Annotated in this window: 18 protein-coding genes and 1 tRNA gene; 6 read left to right on the top strand and 13 right to left on the bottom strand. The window is 68.0% G+C overall.

Annotated features, from left to right (window positions below; genetic code table 11):
* Window positions 1-3: 3 nt before the first annotated feature.
* The 4 genes from grpE to L6E12_RS19150 form a co-directional block, all read right to left on the bottom strand.
* Window positions 4-621 carry a nucleotide exchange factor GrpE gene (gene grpE, locus L6E12_RS19165; protein WP_236229297.1) on the bottom strand — a complete coding sequence of 206 codons (618 nt, stop codon included), beginning with the start codon at window positions 619-621 and terminating at the stop codon, window positions 4-6.
* On the bottom strand, window positions 618-2,465 hold the full coding sequence (dnaK, locus tag L6E12_RS19160; RefSeq protein WP_236229296.1) for a molecular chaperone DnaK: 1,848 nt from the start codon (window positions 2,463-2,465) through the stop codon (window positions 618-620). Before dnaK ends, grpE begins: the two co-directional genes overlap by 4 nt.
* Window positions 2,466-2,621: 156 nt before the next feature.
* Window positions 2,622-3,347: a DUF4097 family beta strand repeat-containing protein gene (locus tag L6E12_RS19155; protein ID WP_236229295.1), complete on the bottom strand. Its 726-nt coding sequence runs from the start codon at window positions 3,345-3,347 to the stop codon at window positions 2,622-2,624.
* 184 nt (window positions 3,348-3,531) lie between these two features.
* The gene (locus L6E12_RS19150; RefSeq protein WP_236229294.1) at window positions 3,532-4,104 is read right to left on the bottom strand and encodes a TetR/AcrR family transcriptional regulator; all 573 of its coding nucleotides are present in this window, start codon (window positions 4,102-4,104) and stop codon (window positions 3,532-3,534) included.
* Window positions 4,105-4,380: 276 nt separating this feature from the next.
* On the opposite strand from L6E12_RS19150, the gene L6E12_RS19145 reads away from it, so the two are divergent.
* From L6E12_RS19145 to L6E12_RS19130, 4 genes are all read left to right on the top strand, one after another.
* Window positions 4,381-6,642, top strand: a complete 2,262-nt coding sequence (locus tag L6E12_RS19145) for a (Fe-S)-binding protein (RefSeq protein WP_236229293.1) — start codon at window positions 4,381-4,383, stop codon at window positions 6,640-6,642.
* A 114-nt stretch (window positions 6,643-6,756) separates the two neighbouring features.
* Window positions 6,757-7,935, top strand: a complete 1,179-nt coding sequence (locus L6E12_RS19140; protein ID WP_236229292.1) for an MFS transporter — start codon at window positions 6,757-6,759, stop codon at window positions 7,933-7,935.
* A 184-nt stretch (window positions 7,936-8,119) separates the two neighbouring features.
* A complete protein-coding gene (locus L6E12_RS19135) occupies window positions 8,120-9,043 on the top strand; it encodes an NADP-dependent oxidoreductase (RefSeq protein ID WP_236229291.1) in 924 nt (307 codons plus the stop codon).
* A gap of 64 nt (window positions 9,044-9,107) precedes the next feature.
* A tRNA-Gly gene (locus L6E12_RS19130) sits at window positions 9,108-9,181 on the top strand.
* Window positions 9,182-9,273: 92 nt separating this feature from the next.
* Here L6E12_RS19130 and L6E12_RS34815 read toward each other — a convergent pair.
* The 9 genes from L6E12_RS34815 to L6E12_RS19090 all read right to left on the bottom strand — a co-directional run bounded on the left by L6E12_RS34815 (window position 9,274) and on the right by L6E12_RS19090 (window position 17,270).
* Complete coding sequence (locus tag L6E12_RS34815; protein ID WP_255683273.1) at window positions 9,274-9,402, bottom strand: hypothetical protein; 129 nt, start codon at window positions 9,400-9,402, stop codon at window positions 9,274-9,276.
* Between the two features lie 1,073 nt (window positions 9,403-10,475).
* Complete coding sequence (locus L6E12_RS19125) at window positions 10,476-11,612, bottom strand: site-specific integrase (protein WP_236229290.1); 1,137 nt, start codon at window positions 11,610-11,612, stop codon at window positions 10,476-10,478.
* Entirely contained in the window at window positions 11,612-11,830 is a 219-nt protein-coding gene (locus L6E12_RS19120) for an excisionase family DNA-binding protein (protein ID WP_236229289.1), read from the bottom strand. The genes L6E12_RS19125 and L6E12_RS19120 overlap by 1 nt, the downstream gene beginning before the upstream one ends.
* A gap of 12 nt (window positions 11,831-11,842) precedes the next feature.
* Window positions 11,843-13,447, bottom strand: a complete 1,605-nt coding sequence (locus L6E12_RS19115; RefSeq protein ID WP_236229288.1) for a replication initiator — start codon at window positions 13,445-13,447, stop codon at window positions 11,843-11,845.
* Window positions 13,444-14,871, bottom strand: coding sequence for an FtsK/SpoIIIE domain-containing protein (locus L6E12_RS19110; RefSeq protein WP_308075019.1), 1,428 nt, complete (start codon window positions 14,869-14,871; stop codon window positions 13,444-13,446). Before L6E12_RS19110 ends, L6E12_RS19115 begins: the two co-directional genes overlap by 4 nt.
* 382 nt (window positions 14,872-15,253) lie before the next feature.
* The gene (locus L6E12_RS19105) at window positions 15,254-16,072 is read right to left on the bottom strand and encodes a Scr1 family TA system antitoxin-like transcriptional regulator (RefSeq protein ID WP_236229286.1); all 819 of its coding nucleotides are present in this window, start codon (window positions 16,070-16,072) and stop codon (window positions 15,254-15,256) included.
* Window positions 16,053-16,310 (bottom strand): AMED_5909 family protein, encoded by a 258-nt coding sequence (locus tag L6E12_RS19100; RefSeq protein WP_240013229.1) that lies wholly within the window; start codon window positions 16,308-16,310, stop codon window positions 16,053-16,055. The genes L6E12_RS19105 and L6E12_RS19100 overlap by 20 nt, the downstream gene beginning before the upstream one ends.
* A gap of 328 nt (window positions 16,311-16,638) precedes the next feature.
* Window positions 16,639-16,839, bottom strand: a complete 201-nt coding sequence (locus L6E12_RS19095; RefSeq protein ID WP_236229284.1) for a hypothetical protein — start codon at window positions 16,837-16,839, stop codon at window positions 16,639-16,641.
* 17 nt (window positions 16,840-16,856) lie between these two features.
* On the bottom strand, window positions 16,857-17,270 hold the full coding sequence (locus tag L6E12_RS19090; protein ID WP_236229283.1) for a plasmid replication, integration and excision activator: 414 nt from the start codon (window positions 17,268-17,270) through the stop codon (window positions 16,857-16,859).
* 153 nt (window positions 17,271-17,423) lie between these two features.
* On the opposite strand from L6E12_RS19090, the gene L6E12_RS19085 reads away from it, so the two are divergent.
* On the top strand, window positions 17,424-18,167 hold the full coding sequence (locus L6E12_RS19085; protein WP_236229282.1) for an XRE family transcriptional regulator: 744 nt from the start codon (window positions 17,424-17,426) through the stop codon (window positions 18,165-18,167).
* 9 nt (window positions 18,168-18,176) lie between these two features.
* Complete coding sequence (locus tag L6E12_RS19080; protein WP_236229281.1) at window positions 18,177-18,647, top strand: NUDIX hydrolase; 471 nt, start codon at window positions 18,177-18,179, stop codon at window positions 18,645-18,647.
* Window positions 18,648-18,870: the final 223 nt, after the last annotated feature.

Here is an 18,870-nt window from a genome sequence, read left to right as displayed (position 1 = left end):
CGTTCAGTCCGCCGAGGCGGTGGTCGGCTCGGCGTCGGTCACCGCGACGAGCGCGGCGCGCACGACCCGGTCGCCGAAGCGGTAACCCCGGCGGAGCACACCGGTGACCGTCGGCCCGTCGACGTCCGGGGAGGTGCTGTGCTGCACCGCCTCGTGCACGGACGGGTCGAACGGCTCGCCCTCGTGCCCGAATGCCTCCAGCCCGGTCTTGGTGAGGACCGCGCTGAACTTGTCGGCCACCGCCTTGAACGCGCCGGTCAGGTCGCCGTGCGCCTCGGCCCGCTCGACGTCGTCGAGCACCGAGAGGAACTCGACCACGACCTGGGCCTTGGCGCCCGCGACGACCGACTCCCGGTCGCGCTCGACGCGCTTGCGGTAGTTGGCGTACTCGGCCTGCAGGCGCTGCAGGTCGGCGGTGCGCTCGTCGAGCTGGGCCTTGACCTCGGCGGCCGGGTCGATCTCCGCCGCCGGTTCCTCGATGACGACCTCGCCCGAGATGACCTCGGCGCCGCCCTCGGGTTCGGACGGGGCGTGGGTGGTCGAGGACTCCTCGACCACCTCGCCCTCGCGCACAACCTGAGGCTCCTCGGCGGAGGTCTCGTCGCTGTGCTTGTCGGTCACTTCTTGTCCTTGTCCTCGTCGACGATCTCGGCGTCCACCACGTCGTCCTCGGGCTTGGCGCCTGCCTGGGCGCCCTCGGCACCCGCGGCGGCGTCGGCCCCGGTGTTGGCGTAGAGCGCGGAGCCCATGGCCTGCGACTCGGTGCTGAGCTTCTCCATCGCCGACTTGATCGCGGCGATGTCGGTGCCCTTGAGCGCCTCGGTGGCCTCGGCGATCGCGGCGTTGACCTTGTCCTTGGCCTCGGCCGGGAGCTTGTCGTCGTTGTCCTTGACGAACTTCTCCGTCTGGTAGACGAGGGTCTCGGCCTGGTTGCGGACGTCGGCTTCCTCGCGGCGCTTCTGGTCCTCCTCGGCGTGCGCCTCGGCGTCCTTGACCATCCGGTCGATGTCCTCCTTGGGCAGCGCCGAGCCGCCGGTGATGGTCATCGACTGCTCCTTGCCTGTGCCCAGGTCCTTCGCGTTGACGTGCACGATGCCGTTCGCGTCGATGTCGAAGGTGACCTCGATCTGCGGCACGCCCCGGGGGGCGGGCGGCAGGCCGGTCAGGTCGAAGGTGCCCAGCTTCTTGTTGTCCGCGGCGAAGTCGCGCTCGCCCTGGAACACCTGGATGCCCACGGTGGTCTGGTTGTCGTCGGCGGTGGAGAAGATCTCCGAGCGCTTGGTCGGGATGGTGGTGTTGCGCTCGATGAGCTTGGTGAACACCCCGCCCTTGGTCTCGATGCCCAGCGACAGCGGGGTCACGTCGAGCAGCAGGACGTCCTTGACCTCGCCCTTGAGCACACCGGCCTGGAGTGCGGCGCCGATGGCCACGACCTCGTCCGGGTTCACGCCCTTGTTGGCCTCGCGGCCGCCGGTCAGCTCCTTGACCAGCTCGGCGACGGCGGGCATGCGGGTGGAACCACCCACGAGCACCACGTGGTCGATCTCGCCGATGGACACGCCCGCGTCCTTCACCACGTTGTTGAACGGGGTGCGGGTGCGGTCGAGCAGGTCGGAGGTGATGCGCTGGAACTCGGCCCTGGTCAGGTTCTCGTCGAGGAACAGCGGGTTCTTGTCCGCGTCGACGGTGATGTAGGGCAGGTTGATGTTGGCGCTGTTCGAGCTGGACAGCTCGATCTTCGCCTTCTCGGCGGCCTCGCGGATGCGCTGCAGCGCCATCTTGTCCTTGGTGAGGTCGATGCCGCTGGAGGACTTGAACTTGTCCACCAGCCAGTCGACGATCCGCTGGTCCCAGTCGTCGCCGCCGAGGTGGTTGTCACCGGAGGTCGAGCGGACCTCCACGACGCCGTCGCCGATCTCCAGCAGCGACACGTCGAAGGTGCCGCCGCCGAGGTCGAAGACCAGGATGGTCTGCTCCTTGGCGCCGCCCTTGTCCAGCCCGTAGGCCAGCGCGGCCGCGGTCGGCTCGTTCACGATCCGCAGCACGTTGAGGCCCGCGATCTGCCCGGCCTCCTTGGTGGCCTGGCGCTGGGCGTCCTCGAAGTAGGCGGGGACGGTGATCACCGCGTCGGTGATGGTCTCGCCCAGGTACGCCTCGGCGTCGCGCTTGAGCTTCATGAGCACCCGCGCGGAGATCTCCTGCGCGGTGTAGTCCTTGCCGTCGAGCTCGGTCTTCCAGTCCGTGCCGATGTGCCGCTTGACCGAGCGGACCGTGCGGTCCACGTTGGTCACGGCCTGGTTCTTCGCGGGCTGTCCGACCAGCACCTCGCCGTTCTTGGCGAACGCCACGATGGACGGGGTCGTCCGCGAGCCCTCCGAGTTGGCGATGACCGTCGGTTCACCGCCCTCGAGGACGGCGACGACGGAGTTGGTCGTCCCCAGGTCGATGCCGACCGCACGCGCCATGATTTCCTCCTGCTTGACCCTGTGGTGTCCTGTCGGGTTGAGCTTACCGGACTCAAGTTCGAGACTTGAGTCGAACCCGCTCAACCTTCCTGACTCCCACAACGAGGCACCCCGGGAAGTTGTTCCCGGGGTGACCTGGCTCTCACCGCTGTTCCCTCAGGCGAAGCCGATGGTGATGTCCCCGGAGTTCGCGTCGAGGTCGAGGTGGTTCGCCGCCCCCGGGTCGTCACCGACCCGGTTGTCCACCTCGCCGCTGTCGCTCTTGGCCGACACCCGGTACGCCCCGCGCGGCACGGTGACCTGGATCGACCCGCTGGAGGCGTGCGCGGCGACCCCGGCCGCCCTGGCCGCCCGGATGGTGATGTCCCCCGAGTCGGCCTCGACCGCCACGGTGTCCCCGGTGTCGACCAGCTCGACCGAGCCGGAACTCGCGGCCACCCGGACCGGCCCCCCGACCTCCCGCACGGTCACCGACCCGGACGCGGACCGCACGTCGACCGCCGCGGCCCCCCGGACCTCGACGTCCCCCGACGACGACTCCCCGAGCACCCGCACCCCCTCGGGCACCACGACGGTGTAGTCGACCCAGCAGTTGCGCTCCCCGCACCCCGAGAGCACCAGCTCGTCCCCCTCGACCCGGAACGTCGCCCCCGGCCGGGAGCCGCCGTAGCCGATGTCGCGGTGCACGCTCGCGGTCTCCCCGACGCTGATCCGGACCGACCCGGAGTCGGTGTCCAGGCGGACCCCGCGCACCGCCTGCTCCACCTCCGCGTCGTCGGAGAACCGCTCCTGCTGCTGGAACGCCCCGCACCCGGTGAGCACCCCGCTGAGCACGCCACCCACCCCGACGGCCAAGAGCACCGCCACCACCCGCCGACCCATTTCGTCCCCCTCCTGCGGCAACCCGACAGCCGGAACGCTATTGACCACGGGCGGCGCGAACCATCAGGGAGACCCCCGACCCACCCCTGAGGTTGCCCCTACCTCCGGTTGGCGGCGAACCTCCATCCCACCTGCTCCGTTCGGGGTGGAGCGTCCCCTGTGGACCGGGACGGCCCGAACCCGGTCAGCGCAGCGGTTCCAGCAGGTGCTCGACCACCGGGAGCAGCTCGGCCGCGGTCGGCGGGTCGTCGTCGATCAGGCCCTGGAGCAGGATGCCGTCGACCCCGGCGAGGAAGGCCCGGAACCCGACCTCGTCGGGCTGGCGGCCGAGGCTGGTGAGCACGTCGAGCCACTGGCGGGCGGCCGGGCGCAGGGCCGGGCGGCGGGCGGCCAGCAGGTACAGCTCGTACTCGGCCATGGTGCGGCCGCGCTGCGGCCCGAGCGCTTCGGCGAGCGTCTCGGCGACCGCGCCCGCCTGGCTGCGGCCCTTGATCCGGCTGGACTCGATCCGGTCCCGGATCAGGGTGGCCAGCCGCTCGGCCGACCAGGTGAGGGTGCCGACGACCAGGTCGTCCAGGGAGGCGAAGTGGTAGGTGAGCGATGCGGGCGGCACCCCGGCCTCGGCGGCGACGGTGCGGTGGGTGACGCCCGCGACCCCGTCGCGCTCGATCACCCGGAGCGCGGCCTCGACGATCTCGGTCCGCCTGCGGTCGCCGCGGGCGCGGCGGCCGTCGACGCGGCGGTAGGCGGTGCTCACCCGCGGCCGGGTTCGACGCCGCTGACCAGTGCGGGGAGCACAATTGCGCCGCACCGGGGTGACAATTTCCGGCTTGATCCGCTCGCCGCCTCGCCGACCGGGGTGAGGACCAGCAAAATGAACGCCAACATGACCGCCAAGTTACCTGGACGATCGTCCAGGTAGTCCGGAGGTCTGCGCCACACTTGTCCGACTTAGGCTTCGCTTACCTGGTTACTGGCGAGTAAGAAGGCGTAGGGTCTCGCCCCAAACCGACTGACGGAAGGTCACCACAGCATGGGTGCCGTGCAGCTAATCCTCGGTCTGATCGCCGTCGCGGTCAGTCTCGTGGCCTGGAGCATGTTCGTTCGCACGATCCTGCGAATGGTGAAGGTCGTCCAGCTCGGGCAGCCCGACCCGACCCGCAACGGCCCGTTCGTGCCCAGGATGAAGACGCTGATCACCGAGTTCGCCGCGCACACGCGGATGAACAAGTTCCGGCACGTCGGCTGGGCGCACTGGCTGGTCATGTGGGGCTTCCTGGTCGGCTCCGCGGCGCTGTTCGAGGCCTACGGCGAGGTGTTCGTCCCCACCTGGGGCTGGCCGGTCCTCGACCACTGGAACCTGTGGCACCTGCTGATGGAGCTGCTCGGCGTGGCCACCATCATCGGCGGCGTCGCGCTGGTGATCATCCGCCAGCGCAACCACCCGCGCCGGGCCGACCGCCAGTCGCGCTTCCAGGGCTCGAACTTCTGGCAGGCGTACTTCGTCGAGGCCGTGGTGATCTTCGAGGGCATCGGCATCCTCGGCGTCCGCGCGGGCAAGGCCGCGCTCGGCGCGCACGAGCTGCCCACCTGGGCCGCGTTCGTGTCCAACCCGCTCGGCGAGATCCTGCCCGCCAGCCCGAACCTGGTCTCCGCACTGGCGTTCATCAAGCTCATGGGCGCGATGGTCTGGGTCTACGTCGTCGCCAAGTACATGACGATGGGCGTGGCCTGGCACCGGTTCAGCGCGTTCTTCAACATCTACTTCAAGCGCGAGGCCGACGGCGGGGTGGCGCTGGGCGCCCTCAAGCCGATGATGTCCGACGGCAAGCCGCTCGACTTCGAGGAGGCCGACCCCGAGAAGGACGTCTTCGGCGCGGGCAAGGTCGAGGACTTCACCTGGAAGGGCTGGCTGGACTTCACCACCTGCACCGAGTGCGGCCGCTGCCAGTCGCAGTGCCCCGCGTGGAACACCGGCAAGCCGCTGTCGCCGAAGCTGGTCATCACCCAGCTCCGCGACCACGCCTACGCCAAGGCGCCCTACCTCCTCGCCGGGGGCAAGAAGGACATGATGGGCGAGGAGATCGGCCTCACCGGCGACAACCCGCACGCGGGCATCGACGTGCTGGCACTGGCCGAGGCCGAGCGCCCGCTGATCGGCGGCGTGGACGAGCTGGGCGTCATCGACCCCGAGGTGCTGTGGTCGTGCACCACCTGCGGCGCCTGCGTCGAGCAGTGCCCGGTGGACATCGAGCACGTCGACCACATCGTCGACATGCGCCGCTACCAGGTGCTGATCGAGTCGAACTTCCCGTCCGAGCTGGGCGGCATGTTCAAGAACCTGGAGAACAAGGGCAACCCCTGGGGCCAGAACGCCAAGGACCGGCTCGCCTGGACCGAGGAACTGGACTTCGAGGTGCCGGTGTTCGACGGTGAACTGGCCGCCGACACCGAGTACCTGTTCTGGGTCGGCTGCGCGGGCGCGTTCGAGGACCGGGCGAAGAAGACCACCCGGGCCGTCGCCGAGCTGCTGCACACCGCGGACGTGAAGTACGTGGTCCTCGGCTCCGAGGAGACCTGCACCGGTGACCCGGCGCGGCGCGCGGGCAACGAGTTCCTGTTCCAGATGCTGGCGCAGCAGAACGTCGAGGTCATCAACAGCGTCTTCGAGGGTCGCGAGGCTGGCAAGCGCAAGGTCGTCGTGACCTGCGCGCACTGCTTCAACACGCTGGCGAACGAATACCCGCAGCTCGGCGGCAAGTACGAGGTCGTGCACCACACGCAGCTGCTGAACAAGCTGGTGCGCGAGCGGCGCCTGGTGCCGGTGGCCAAGGTCGCCGAGGACGTCACCTACCACGACCCGTGCTACCTGGGCCGCCACAACAAGATCTACGAGGCGCCGCGCGAGCTGGTCGGCGCGTCCGGGGCGAAGCTGCGGGAAATGCCGCGGCACGAGGAGCGCTCGATGTGCTGCGGCGCCGGTGGCGCCCGGATGTGGATGGAGGAGCGGATCGGCAAGCGGATCAACCTGGACCGGGTCGACGAGGCGCTGAGCACGGCGCCGTCGAAGATCGCCACGGGTTGCCCGTTCTGCCGCGTGATGCTGACCGACGGCGTCACCGCCCGCCAGGCCGACGGCGCGGCGGGCGAGCACGTCGAGGTGGTGGACGTGGCGCAACTGCTGCTCGCCGCGGTCAAGCGGGGCCAGACCGAGCCCGCCGACACCCCGACCGACGAGGTGGGCACCGGCACGCCGCTGCCGGACGAGGACAAGTCGCCCACCGCGGGCAACTGACCTGACCCGAGAAGGGGCCGCGACCTGCTGGTCGCGGCCCCTTCCGCATTTCCAGGTGTTCGCGATGTGGGATAGTGGTTCCGCAATGCAGGATCACTTAGCTACGTTAACGATATGACCGAGACCGCTGACCGCACCCGGAGGCGGTGGCTGATCCTCGCCGTCGCCGTCGCGGGCCAGGCCGCCACCAGCACCCTCGTCTACGGGCTGCCGTTCCTGATCCCCGCCCTGCGCGCGGCCGAGGACCTCGACCTCGCCCAAGCGGGCGGCATCACCGTCGCCCCGGTGCTGGGCGTGCTGGTGGCGCTGATCGCCTGGGGCGCGGCGGCCGACCGGTTCGGCGAGCGGGTCGTGATGACCATCGGCATGACCGGCACCGGCGTGGGCGCCCTGGCCGCGGCGCTGCTGCCCGGCATCCCGGCGCTGGCGGCGTCGCTGGTCGTCGCCGGGGTGTTCTCCGCGTCGATCAGCGCGGCCAGCGGGCGGGCGGTGCTGGGCTGGTTCGGCCCCACCGAGCGCGGGCTGGCCATGGGCATCCGCCAGACCTGCCAACCGATCGGCGTCGGCATCGCGGCGCTGGCGCTGCCCCCGGCGGCCGGGGCGTTCGGCTACCGGGCGGCGCTGCTGGTGCCCGCCGCGCTGTGCCTGGTGTGCGCGGTACTGGTGGCGCTGGCACTGCTGGACCCACCGCGCCAACCCGCGAAGTCCGTGGCGGCCACCCGCTCGCCCTACCGCGGCGGGCGGCTGGTGCGGGTGCACCTGGCCAGCGCGCTGCTGGTGGTGCCGCAGTTCGTGGCGGGCACGTTCGCGCTGACCTACCTGGTGTCCGAACAGGACTGGAACCCGGTGGCCGCAGGCGCGCTGCTGGCGGCGGTGCAGGCCCTCGGCGCAGCGGGCCGGATCGGCGCGGGCGTGTGGTCCGACCGCGTCGCCAGCCGGATGCGGCCGATGCGCGCCATCGCCGCCGGGGCGGCGCTGGCCCTGGTGCTGTGGGCGGTCGGCGACCAGGTGGCGCCCTGGCTGGCGGCGGTCGGCCTGGTCGCCACGATGGTCATCTCGGTCACCGACAACGGCCTCGGCTTCACCGCGACCGCGGAGCTGGCGGGCCCGTTCTGGGCGGGGCGGGCGCTGGGCATCCAGAACACCGGGCAGAACGCGGTGGCCCTCGCCGTCGCCCCGGTCTTCGGCGCGCTGGTGCCCGCCGCGGGGTGGGTGTGGGCACTGCTGATCGCGGCGGTCGCCCCGGTGGCGGCGATGGCGCTCACACCGGTGAAGGGTGAGGAGATCGGCTAGCGGCACCGGAGCGGGCCGACAGCCTGCACCGGGCGGAGCTGTCCACGGCCCCGGAACCGGGGGCACCCACGGGCGTGATGCCGTGACCCGCGCCACAGCCGATTGCCCCTGACACCGGTGTGAGCGGTGAGGATGACCGCGGAGCCCGGAACCACCGGGCCGATCACACCGGAGGCGGCAGAAGATGGGACAGGCGTGGGGTTTCAGCAGGCATGGCGGGCCCGAGGTGCAGGAGTTCTTCGACCGCCCCGACCCCGCCCCCGGTCGCGGTGAGGTGCTGATCCGGGTCGACGTCGCGGGCGTGAACCCCCTCGACCACCTCCTGCGCGCGGGTCTGGTCCCCGGGCTCGACGGCGGGCGCCCGTTCCCCCGCGTCCTGGGCGTGGAGGCAGCGGGAACCGTTCTCGCCCTGGGCGAGGGCGTCGACGGGCTCGAGGTGGGCGACGCGGTCTTCGGCTTGGCACTCACCGGTGGCGGCACCTACGCCGAGACGACGGTGCTGTCCGCGCAGAACACCGCTCGCACCCCGGTGGGCCTGTCCGCGACCGTGGCGGCAACGCTGCCGGTGGCCGGGACGACCGCGGTGGACGCGCTCGACCAGCTCGACCTCCCGGCAGGCGCCACGGTCCTGGTCAACGGGGTCGGGGGCGGGGTCGGACTCGCAGTCGCCCGGCTGGCCGCCGGGCGCGAGCTGCGCGTGATCGGCACCGGGAGCACCGCCAAGCGCGAGTCCGCCGAGGCCGTCGGGGTGCGGTTCATCGACTACACCGCCGAGGACGTCGTCGCCGCGGCACGCGAGCTGGTTCCGCACGGCGTCGACGGGATCGTCGACCTGGTCGGCGGCACCTCGCTGCGGGCGGTCGCCCCACTGGCGGGCGACCCCCGCAACGTCATCGCCGTGGGTGACGTGTCCGTGCCCGACCTCGGCGGGCGCCTGGTCGAGCGCCGCATCGACCGCGAGGACCTGGAGCGATCCGCCCGGCTGGCCCTCGACGGAGTCCTCACACCCGTGATCACCACGGTCCACCCGCTCTCCGACGCACCGGCCGCCCTCGCCACCGTCGAGAACGGCCACAGCTCGGGCAAAGTTGTCATCAAGGTGGCATGAGAACCGCCTCGACCCACCCCGGCCACCGACCGCGGGACAGGATCGTGTACCCTTTGATCGTCTTGCGGATGTAGTTCAATGGTAGAACATCAGCTTCCCAAGCTGAATACGCGGGTTCGATTCCCGTCATCCGCTCCAAGCTTGTTTTAGCAGCTCAGAGGCCCTGTAACCGGATCTTCGGTCACAGGGCCTCTGCTGTTGGGGCACCCCCTCGTGCAACGAGCGTGCAACTAGCTCTCGGTGGGTTTCTCCCGGTGCCGGTCGACCAGCGCGGACAGCCGGTCAGCGATCGTGAGGTCCGCCTCACTGGTCGCCCGCTGGTAGATCAGCGCGGCCCGCATGTCGTCGTGCCCCGGCATCGACCTTCACGTCATGAAGCGCTGGATCGCCCAAGCCTGCATCCCTAGCGCAGCCTCCGCCGCAGTGGTCCACGAAAGCCATCTCCGGCCCGGCACAGTCGCCCCGCCAGACGATCCGGGCCCGATACCTCCGAGGTCATCAAGGTCTATCCTGCCAACACTTTGTGTTCAGTGGTTTCTGAAACACCTCTCGGCCGGAGCCAGCCGCCAAATCAAATTTTCATCTACGCAGTACTATTTTATGACTCTCGAACAATTGCAACAAAAGAGACCCTTCCAGAGGACCGCTGCTCAGCAATCACCTTCCCCGCATCAAAGTCAGTCAGGGTGGTGGTGCAAGTTCCACGCGTGGGTGTCGTGGTGATCGTCAGAGTGCCGTCTCCATAGCCTGGCGCCGTTCCATAATTCTCCGAGAAACTGGATTGGCCACCTACTCCGGCCGTCGTGGGGTTTCGACCTACCAAAGCTTTCCGAGGTTCCCCGGATCCATACTGCGCGGTGACATTCGCAACCCCGTCGTCGCCGCAGTCAACCGTCGCAGCAATAGAACTAGGGTGCGTGACACTCGGTACCGTAGCCGTAGCCGTAGCCGGCGGCGCTGGCGCTGGGGAGTTCGAGCAACCCGCAGTAATTACAACCAACGAAGACAGTGTCACCAATGACATAAATCGTCGGGTCGATCGAGAAAAGCGATTACGACAGCCTTCAATAATTCTCATTCGTCCCACTCGTTTCAATGCAAGAACGGCGACCGGTCCGGTCGATGCTCACAGGCCAAAGGTCTACCTGACAGGTCGACATGCGCCATAGGGATGTTACTCTCCAGCGCCGACCGCAAGGCAAGCGTCGGGACACTGCCAGCCAACTTCAGGTTTGTGACGAGGATGTCCACGGTGACCACATGAGAACGTGACAGCCGCTACGTCGCGGGGTGCAGCTCCAAGCTGAACACGCGGGTTCGATTCTCGTCATCCCACTCCAGAGCTGTTCCACCAACCAAAGGCTTTGTAAGCGGATTTCCGACTACAGGGCCTCTGCTGTTACGGCTACCCCCTCATGCAACGAACGTGCGACTAGCTCTCGGTGGGCTTCTCCCGGTGCCGGTCGACCAGCGCGGACAGCCGGTCAGCGATCGTGAGGTCCGCCTCACTGGTCGCCCGCTGGTAGATCAGCGCGGCCCGCATGTCGTCGTGCCCCATGCGCGCCATGAGGTCCTTGGTGCTGACCCCGGCCTGAGCCGCCCAGATGTTGCCCGCGTGCCGCAGGTCGTGAAAGTGCAGGCCCTTGAGCCCCATCTCCGCCACCAGCTCGGTCCACTTCACCCGCTGACTGAAGTTGGACCGCCGAAGCGCACGCTTCTTCTCCCCGGTGAAGACCAGGGCGTCCGCCGCAGGCCCGGTGAACTCGGCCAGGTGCGCGACCAGGTCAGCCCGGATCGCCACGGGCACCGCGAGCGTCCGCACACCGGCCCGCGACTTCGGCGGCCCGATGACGAGCCCCTGCCCAACCACCTCCGTGAACGCCTGACTGACCCGGACCCAACTGCCGTCCTCCGCCACGTCGCATCGACGCAGCGCCGAGACCTCACCCCACCGAAGCGTGCAGAACGCGGTCAGCAGGATCATCACGCGGTACCGCCGCACCGGCATCCGGTCAGCCAACTCGAACACCTGCGCCACCGACAACACCGGCCGCTCAGCGGCGGACTCCTGATCAGCACCACGAATCCGGCAGGGGTTCCGAACCAAGATCCGGTCATCATCGACAGCGGTGTTGAAGACCGCCCGCAGCAACCGGTACGCCTTTGCGATCATGGTTTCAGAAACGCCACCGGTGATGAGATCAACCCGCCATTGTCGAACAACTGCGGTCGTGACCTTTCCCATTGCCATATCACCGAGCCGGTCTTGCAGGTACTTCGAGTGAAGCCACCGGTACAGCTCGACTGTCCGAGGGCTCAGTTTCGGCCGCTGAGTGATCCACTGCTCGATGTAGTCGCCGAGCTTGACCTTCGACTTCTCCGGGTCCGCCCACTCACCGGCCATCATCAGGCTTTCAACCTTGACGAGGAACTTCTCTGCGGCCGTCTTGCTCTCGAACGTCTCCGGTGCCCACCGCCGCTGCCCATCCGGCCCGAGGTAACCGGCTTGGAACCGCCCAGACGGCAGCTTGCGCACGGACCCGAACCGACGCCGCCTCTTGCCTGCCATCAGGCCACCTCCCGCAGGTGCGCCCACACCGACGCCGAGGTGACCGGCTCAACCCGACCATCAGCAAGGAACGAGTCCAGGTCTTCAAGCCCCAAGCGCACGTGCGCACCGACCTTGTGGAACGCGATTCGCCGCTCAGCCACTATGCGCCGCACGAACCGCACCGAAGTGTTCAGGTAGTGAGCCGCTTCCTGCACTGTCAGGTATCTCTTTTCCATGTCTCCCCCTGGTCAAGCCGCGAGCGCTTGGGTTGCTGAAAGATTCGGCTGTTGCGCCGCGAGTAGCGCGGCGTCATATTCGGCTCTCCACCGGATGCGTTCGGATATGGCGTGCATCAGCAGGTGAGCCCGTGGTGGCACGTTCGGATCACCGGGTTGGACCTTGTGCCAGACCTGCCGGGATCGGTCGGGTTCGGCCTTGACGATCCCGACCTCAGCGAGGGCCTGGGCGACGAATGCCTTCCGGTCCGCCCGGTGGTCGGCGAGGGTCTTTCCCGACCACTTCCGCGAGACCAGCACCCGCCGCCCGGGGAGCCCGAGCGTGGTCCGGCGGTGTGCCCGGCCCTTGCAGTGCCCCGGGATGGTCTTGCTGGTGGTCCCCAGCGGTTGGACCCCGTAGAGCAGCCACACCGCGCAGCGAGGGGAGCAGGGCGTCACCGAGAGCTGTTCGTGCAGCCGGTCGTGGTGGTCGTGTTGCCGGTCGGTGTCGGCGGTGATGACTTCACCGGTGGACTTCGTCAGGTACTTGGTGAGGTAGCCGATGTGCCGCCCGGCCTGCTCGCTGCCGCCCAGGATGCCCTTGGAGTGCACTTGCGCCCCGAAGGTGACCACGTGCGCCGGGTGCTCCACGGCCTCCACCGCATCAGCCCACTGCGTCAGCGGCTCCCGGGTGTCCGGGTCGACAAAGCGACCGTCAGCCCACACCGGCACCCGGTCCCCGGGGTAGACCAGCTCGTCATGCGCAGGCCACCAGACCTGGAGGTAGGTGGCCGCCGTGACCTGCCGGATGACCTCGTGCGGGATGGACCCCCGGATAGCGGCGTGCAGGTGCGGTGCGGCCCGCTTCTGCGGCTCCACGGTGGCGAAGTACTGCACATCCCAGCCCACGACCCGGCGGAGGTTCTGCCACCACCGGTCGATCAGGGAGGCGAAGTGCACCGCGTCCCGGGCCGCCCGCCGGTAGTCGTACCTGCCCGGGTTCACTGGCGACCCGTCACTGCGGACCGGTCCGTAGGAATCGCAGGTCAGGGTGATGAACATCGACGGGCGATAGCCCCCGGCGTACTCCCGGCCCAGGGTGCGCTTTTCGACCTTCCGCCGAGGCAGATTCGGCGCGTCCTGCCGCCGCCTGGTCGACCGCTTCGGAGCCTTCTTGCCCGCGCCGTCGGGATTGGGCATCCGCCCACGCACCCCCAGCGCGTGCAGCTCGTCATCAACGGTGCGGATCTCTTCGCGGAGTTCGTCCGCGTCCCCGGCCTGACCCGCTTCGACCGCCTCCCGGTAAGCCGCCACGAGATCGGCCCGGTACTCCACGACCGCCCGTTGATCGGCGGTGGGCTCGCCGCGCTGGTCGACTGGTTCAGTGGTCATGTGCCAGCCCTCTCGGCACTGGACCATCCGCAACGCCCGCGCCTTCTTCGCACACGGCGCACACACAGACTCCACTGTGGACCCGCAGGGAACGCCGATGTACCGCACGGCACCGGTTTCGGATTCGGTGACCTCCATCGTGAACGGACGCACGCACACCCCATGCCGCTCAGCGGTAGCTGTGATCACGTCCGCTGACAGCGGTTCCCGAACCCGAACCACCGCGTCCTGTTCAGTGGCGCTCATGCCGCCTCACTCCCGTCCACAGCCCGGCCCGGGAACGGCATGATCGCCGCCGACGTTCCGGCCACGAAGTGCCGCAGCTCCACGAGGTCGGTGTCTGTCGGGTAGAACGCCCGAGCCCGGACCGGTTCCCGACGCCCGTCTTCCTTGACCCAGGCCACCCCGGGTGTGTGTTCGCTGATCTCATGCGCGTTCGCACCCCGAGCCCGGACACCGTCACCAAGAACCATGTCCACCTGGGTGGCCTCATCCAGGCGCAGCGCGGCCCGGGTGGTGAACAGGTTGCGGAAGGGCACGATTTCCTTGCGCGGGTCCTGCACCAACGCCAGCACCCCGAACCCCGGTGCCCGCCCCTGTGAGGTGATTGTCTGCAACGCTGTCTGCGCCCGTTCCCGCAGCTTGCGGTCGGGTTGGTAGGCGATCAGGTCGGCCAGCTCATCGACCACCAGCAGCGTGAACGGCTCCCCGGTGGCGTGGGACCACCAGCGGCGTACACCCCGGTACCGCCCGGCCCGCTCCCGTACCTCCACCGCGACCTGTTCCAGCAGCTCCACAGCGGCCGGGCCGTTGTCATAGGCGAGCCGGTGGAACAGCTCCGGTGCCTGCCCCAGCTCCATCCCGCCCTTGGGGTCGATGCCCACCAGGCGCACGGCCCCGGACCGGATCAGCGGTGCGAGAGCCCACAGCACCGCCCACAGGATTGAGCTCTTGCCTGCCCCTTGGACCCCGACGACCAGGTGTTGCCCGCCGAGGAGTCGCAGCCGCCAGGGCTTGCCGGTCTCGGTGCGGCCGATGGTCACCCGGCGGAGATCCACCGCGGCTTCCTCCGCCAACTTCGGCACCGGCAACACCCGGGCCAGCGGATCAGCGTGCACCAAGTCCAACGCCAACGACCCAGGCCGCAGCACCCGCACTCGACACGACAGCGCCCCGAAGGCGTGGGCCAGCCCCGAGGCCCGCGCCTCCCACTGCTCCGGCGCCTGCCCCTTGACCATGCGCACCCGCACGACGTCGCGCCACCAGTCCGACCGGGTTCGCCGCAGCTTCGGCAGGTACTCCCGTCCCCGTGCCTTCCCATCCAAGGAGGTCAGCCGCATCACTGTTCGCCACTGCGGCGCGTAGACGAACGCCCGCCGAACCTCGGTGCGCCCCCACCGCGTCCACCTGCGGAACCCGTCCACATCGCGCCAGCACCACGCCGCGAGACCCGCAGCGACGACGAGGGCCAGGCCGCCGAGCCACCACGGCCCGAGCCGATAGACCCCCACACCCATCAGCCCCGCAATGACCGAGGTCGGGTAGTACCAGGCCAGCCGCACGACCTTGGCGAGCAGCCACACCACCACCACGACCGCCGCCACCGGGGCCAGCACGAGCTTCGCCTTCCCGGGCAGCAACGTCCACCACGGCAGCCGAGGCCGCGACACCTCCAACGGGGCCGGGTCAACCCACCGACTGTTCCCGCGCCCCATCACCAACCACCCCGAACCGTGGTGTCCGAGGGCCGGGTGATCGTGCCGAACCGCAACGCCAGCACCCCGGCACATGCCGCGCATTCCCGATCACCCGGGAGCAACCGGGCGAAGCGCCTGCACGTGTCACATCGCGTCCGGGTGACCCCACTTGACCGGGCACCGGGAGGTTCTTCTACTGTTGCCATCGTCTGCTCCTGCGAGTGGACAGGCACAGAAGCGGAGGCCGCCAAACCAACCCGCTTCTGTGCCCATGCTTGACATGCACCCCAATGGGGGCGTGCTTCACCGCCACACGACCAGCGTGTGTTTGATTATCCACAATGGACTTGTCAGATCAGGTTGTGAACACTTTCCGGGTCAACAGCTCGTAGGACTTGTGCGCGTCGTAAGCGTCTCGGGTCAGGTCAGCCACGACCCCTTCGTAGAAGCCGACATCGTCCGGGTGGTCCAGGACGAACGAGACCGTCCGGTGATCAAGGCAGACCACCGTCTGCCCCTTGACCAGAGTCACCAGCCGAAACGCCTCATCCTCGCCGAAGCCCCGATCCCGCTCCGGGACGATCCGCACCACCAGGTCCCGCTGGTCGACCAGAAGCGCCAGGTGCCGCCGCTGCTCGGCCAACACGGTCTCCGGGAACCGGGCGGACGCCAGCACCCGCTGATGCACGAACAGCGTTCCCGGAGAACGCCACCGCACCGGAAGCCACTCCTCAGACGAGGCCGCCGGGACCTTCCCGCTCATCCGCGCCTGATACGCGGTGGTCCGGAACGCCTCGGGGAGCCACCACGGAGCGACATACACCGTCCGCGCCGTGATCGTCTCCATGATCTTCACAACCTCGTCACGACGAGTACTCTCCGGCAGCTCCCGCCCCTGGACCTGGACCATCTCCTCCATCCAGTCACGACGGGACCTGTCCCACCCGAAGATCACCCCACACCCGGCGACCTCCGCGACCGAGACCGGGCGCTTGCCGTTCTCCAACCGGTTGAACGTCGCCGCCGAGATCCCCAACCGGGCGGCCATGTCCCGCACCGTGTACCCGAACCGATCCGCCTCAGCATCCACGACAGCCGCGACGATCCGCTGCTGCACCGGAGGCCACGACTCCACCATGCCCGCGTACACCGGCTCATCCCGCAGAATCAACACGCCCCGACACCTCCCGCTGCTGCCTGATACGACCCTCGATCTCTTCGGCCTTCGCCCGCTCGCGGCTCACCCAGTACAGGGCCTCATGGTGGTGCGCCCGGTCAATCTCGGCGATCCGCTCGTACACCTGCGCAGAGCGGCGGTAGAACGCCAACCGCTCAGCCAGCGGCCGACTCGGGTCAGGACAGAGCGGGCTCAACAACGCGTGCGCCTCCGCCAACGTGCGCGGCTCCTTCATCTTCTTCACCGGCGACCACCCACCCGTCCGCGCTGACCCGCTCGCATCGCCCATTCGTTGGCCTGGACCTCGAACGCCTCAGCCGCCGTACTCGCCGCCGCCGATGACCACCACGGCAGTACGGGAACCTGGGCGATCTTCCGCCACAGTCCCGCCACCGACCACGATGCTTCCGCTATCGCCCGAGCCACCCCCGGAGCCTCAGGCGGCATCTCCACGGCCTGCACGTACGCGTGGTACGCAGCCGTCCACTGCTCGGCCAACTCTTCCGGGACCGCCAGCCCCGACGCGGGGAACGACAGGATCGTCCTGCCCTGCTGTGCGGGTTTCACTGCTGCCTCCCCGCCGCGTCGAGCTGCTGCCTGCCGTCCTCGATCGCCGCCGCCAGCCGATCCAGCGCGAGCCGGTCAACGACCAGCACGACCGGGAACGCCTTCCCAAACCGGATCTCCACTCGGTCGGCGTAAGGCAGGGCCGCCGCCTGTATGGGCAGGTCGGCGTCAATGTTGATCTGCACCATGTCACGCATCCCGAGAACCCCGGGTCTCACGCGGCCGGCTTCTGCTCAACCGTGGGCTTCGCTCCCCGAACCGGAGCCCGCATCCCCGACGCCCGGAAGCTGTGCGCGATCCGCCCCTTGTTGTTGGCGTACGGGGTGATGGTCAGCCCCTCGAACTCCACCGCCGCGAACGGGAACCCGCTGGCCTTCGCCGGGGGAACCGGCTGGTGGTCAGCGGTCACCTTGACCTTGAACTCGGCCCCGAACCGCGCCGCCTCCTCGTTCGCGTCCAAGGCCCGCACGGTCCACACGAGCTGACCGGTCTCCTTGTCCCGCTCCTGCACCTTCGGCGCCGCCGGGTTGTCCGAGAACGCCATGGACGGCTCCACCCCGAGCACGAACGCGCCGAGCGGGAACACGTCCCCGAAGTCCACCGCAAACCGGGTAGGGATGACAGGCATGTCGCTGTTCCTCCTGGTCAACCACCCCGGCCTGTTCCGGGGCATGACACCAATGTCGACCAAAACGAAGGACGAGCACACCACACAGCAGGACATCTAAGGACGTCTCGCGTACCCTGAAGACGTCCCAAGACGTGATCAACCGGGGAGACCATGCCGAACGAACGACTACGAGACGCACTCCTACGCAACGGCCTGGACCTCGACCACGTCGCCAAGGCAACCAGCGTCGACCCCAAGACCGTCGAACGCTGGATCACCCAGTCCCGCACCCCCTACCCCCGCCACCGCCACACCATCGCCGCCATGGTCCGCGAGACCGAGAACTACCTCTGGCCCGACGCCGTCGCCCCTGCCAGACGATCCGAGATCGGCACATCCGAGATCATCAAGGTCTACCCCCACCGCCACTCCGTCCCTAACGACCTCTGGGAACACCTTCTGGCCGGAGCTGGCCGCTACATCGAAGTCCTCATCTACGCAGGCATGTTCCTAGCCGACAACCCCCGCCTCATCCGCACCCTCAAAGCCAAAGGCGAAAGCGGCACCAAGATCCGCATCCTCATCGGCGATCCCGCAGCCCGCGAACTCGCCCGCCGAGGCGAAGAAGAAGGCATCGGCCGCGAAGCCATCCCCGCCAAGGCCCGCAACGCCCTAGCCTTCTTCAAACCCCTGACCGACGCCCCCCACACCACCATCCGCGTCCACGGCACCACCCTCTACAACAGCATCTACCGCTTCGACGACGAAATGCTCGTCAACACCCACGTCTACGGCTTCGCCGGAGGCCACGCCCCACTCCTACACCTCCGCCGCCTCTCCGGAGGCGACCTCTTCGAGACCTACTCCGAAAGCTTCGACAGCGTCTGGGGTTCAGCCAAAACCCCCAAGTGGTAGGAGACTCACATGGCTCGTATTGACTATTACAACGACCCCAAAGCTCCAAAGCCAAATAGCATCGTCGTTGCTGTCACAGCTTATGTGGTCGACGACCAAGACAAATTGCTTTTGATACGCCGCACCGACAACGATCTTTACGCTATCCCAGGCGGAGCCTTGGAGTTGGGCGAAACCCTGACAACCACGGTAATTAGGGAAGTCAAGGAGGAAACCGGCATCGATGTCGAGGTCACGGGCTTGATCGGTGTTTACAGCAACCCGGCACACATTATTAAGTTTACAAACGGTGAAGTGCGTCAAGAATTCTCACTCTGTTTTCGCGCCACTCCCATCGGCGGCCAAGTGCAAACCAGCGACGAAAGTAAAGAAGTACTATGGATCAACCAGGCAGAGTTGGACACTCTGAATATCCACCCGTCCATTCGACTCCGCATCGAACACGGCCAGCAGAAGCGAGTGAAGCCCTATTACACGTGACCCAGTGAGTCACCGATAATCTTTCATCAACACTTTCCGCCACCGCCCTTAACTACATTTTCGCCTGTCAGGCGAACCATGTTATCGACTTGTGGAAGAAAATACGAATAAAGTCGACCGCCGAATCAATGCAGAGATTATCGAGTTAAGCTACTTTAAGTTCATCCTTAGGCTACCGGACGATTTCCCGGGATTGGACATACCCGTAACATTAAAAGGCTAA

This window comes from Actinokineospora sp. PR83, assembly GCF_021056305.1.
Classification (GTDB): Bacteria; Actinomycetota; Actinomycetes; order Mycobacteriales; family Pseudonocardiaceae; genus Actinokineospora; species Actinokineospora spheciospongiae.
The sequence above is the reverse complement of the archived record's forward strand: the minus strand, read 5'-3'. Positions and strand labels throughout refer to the sequence as shown.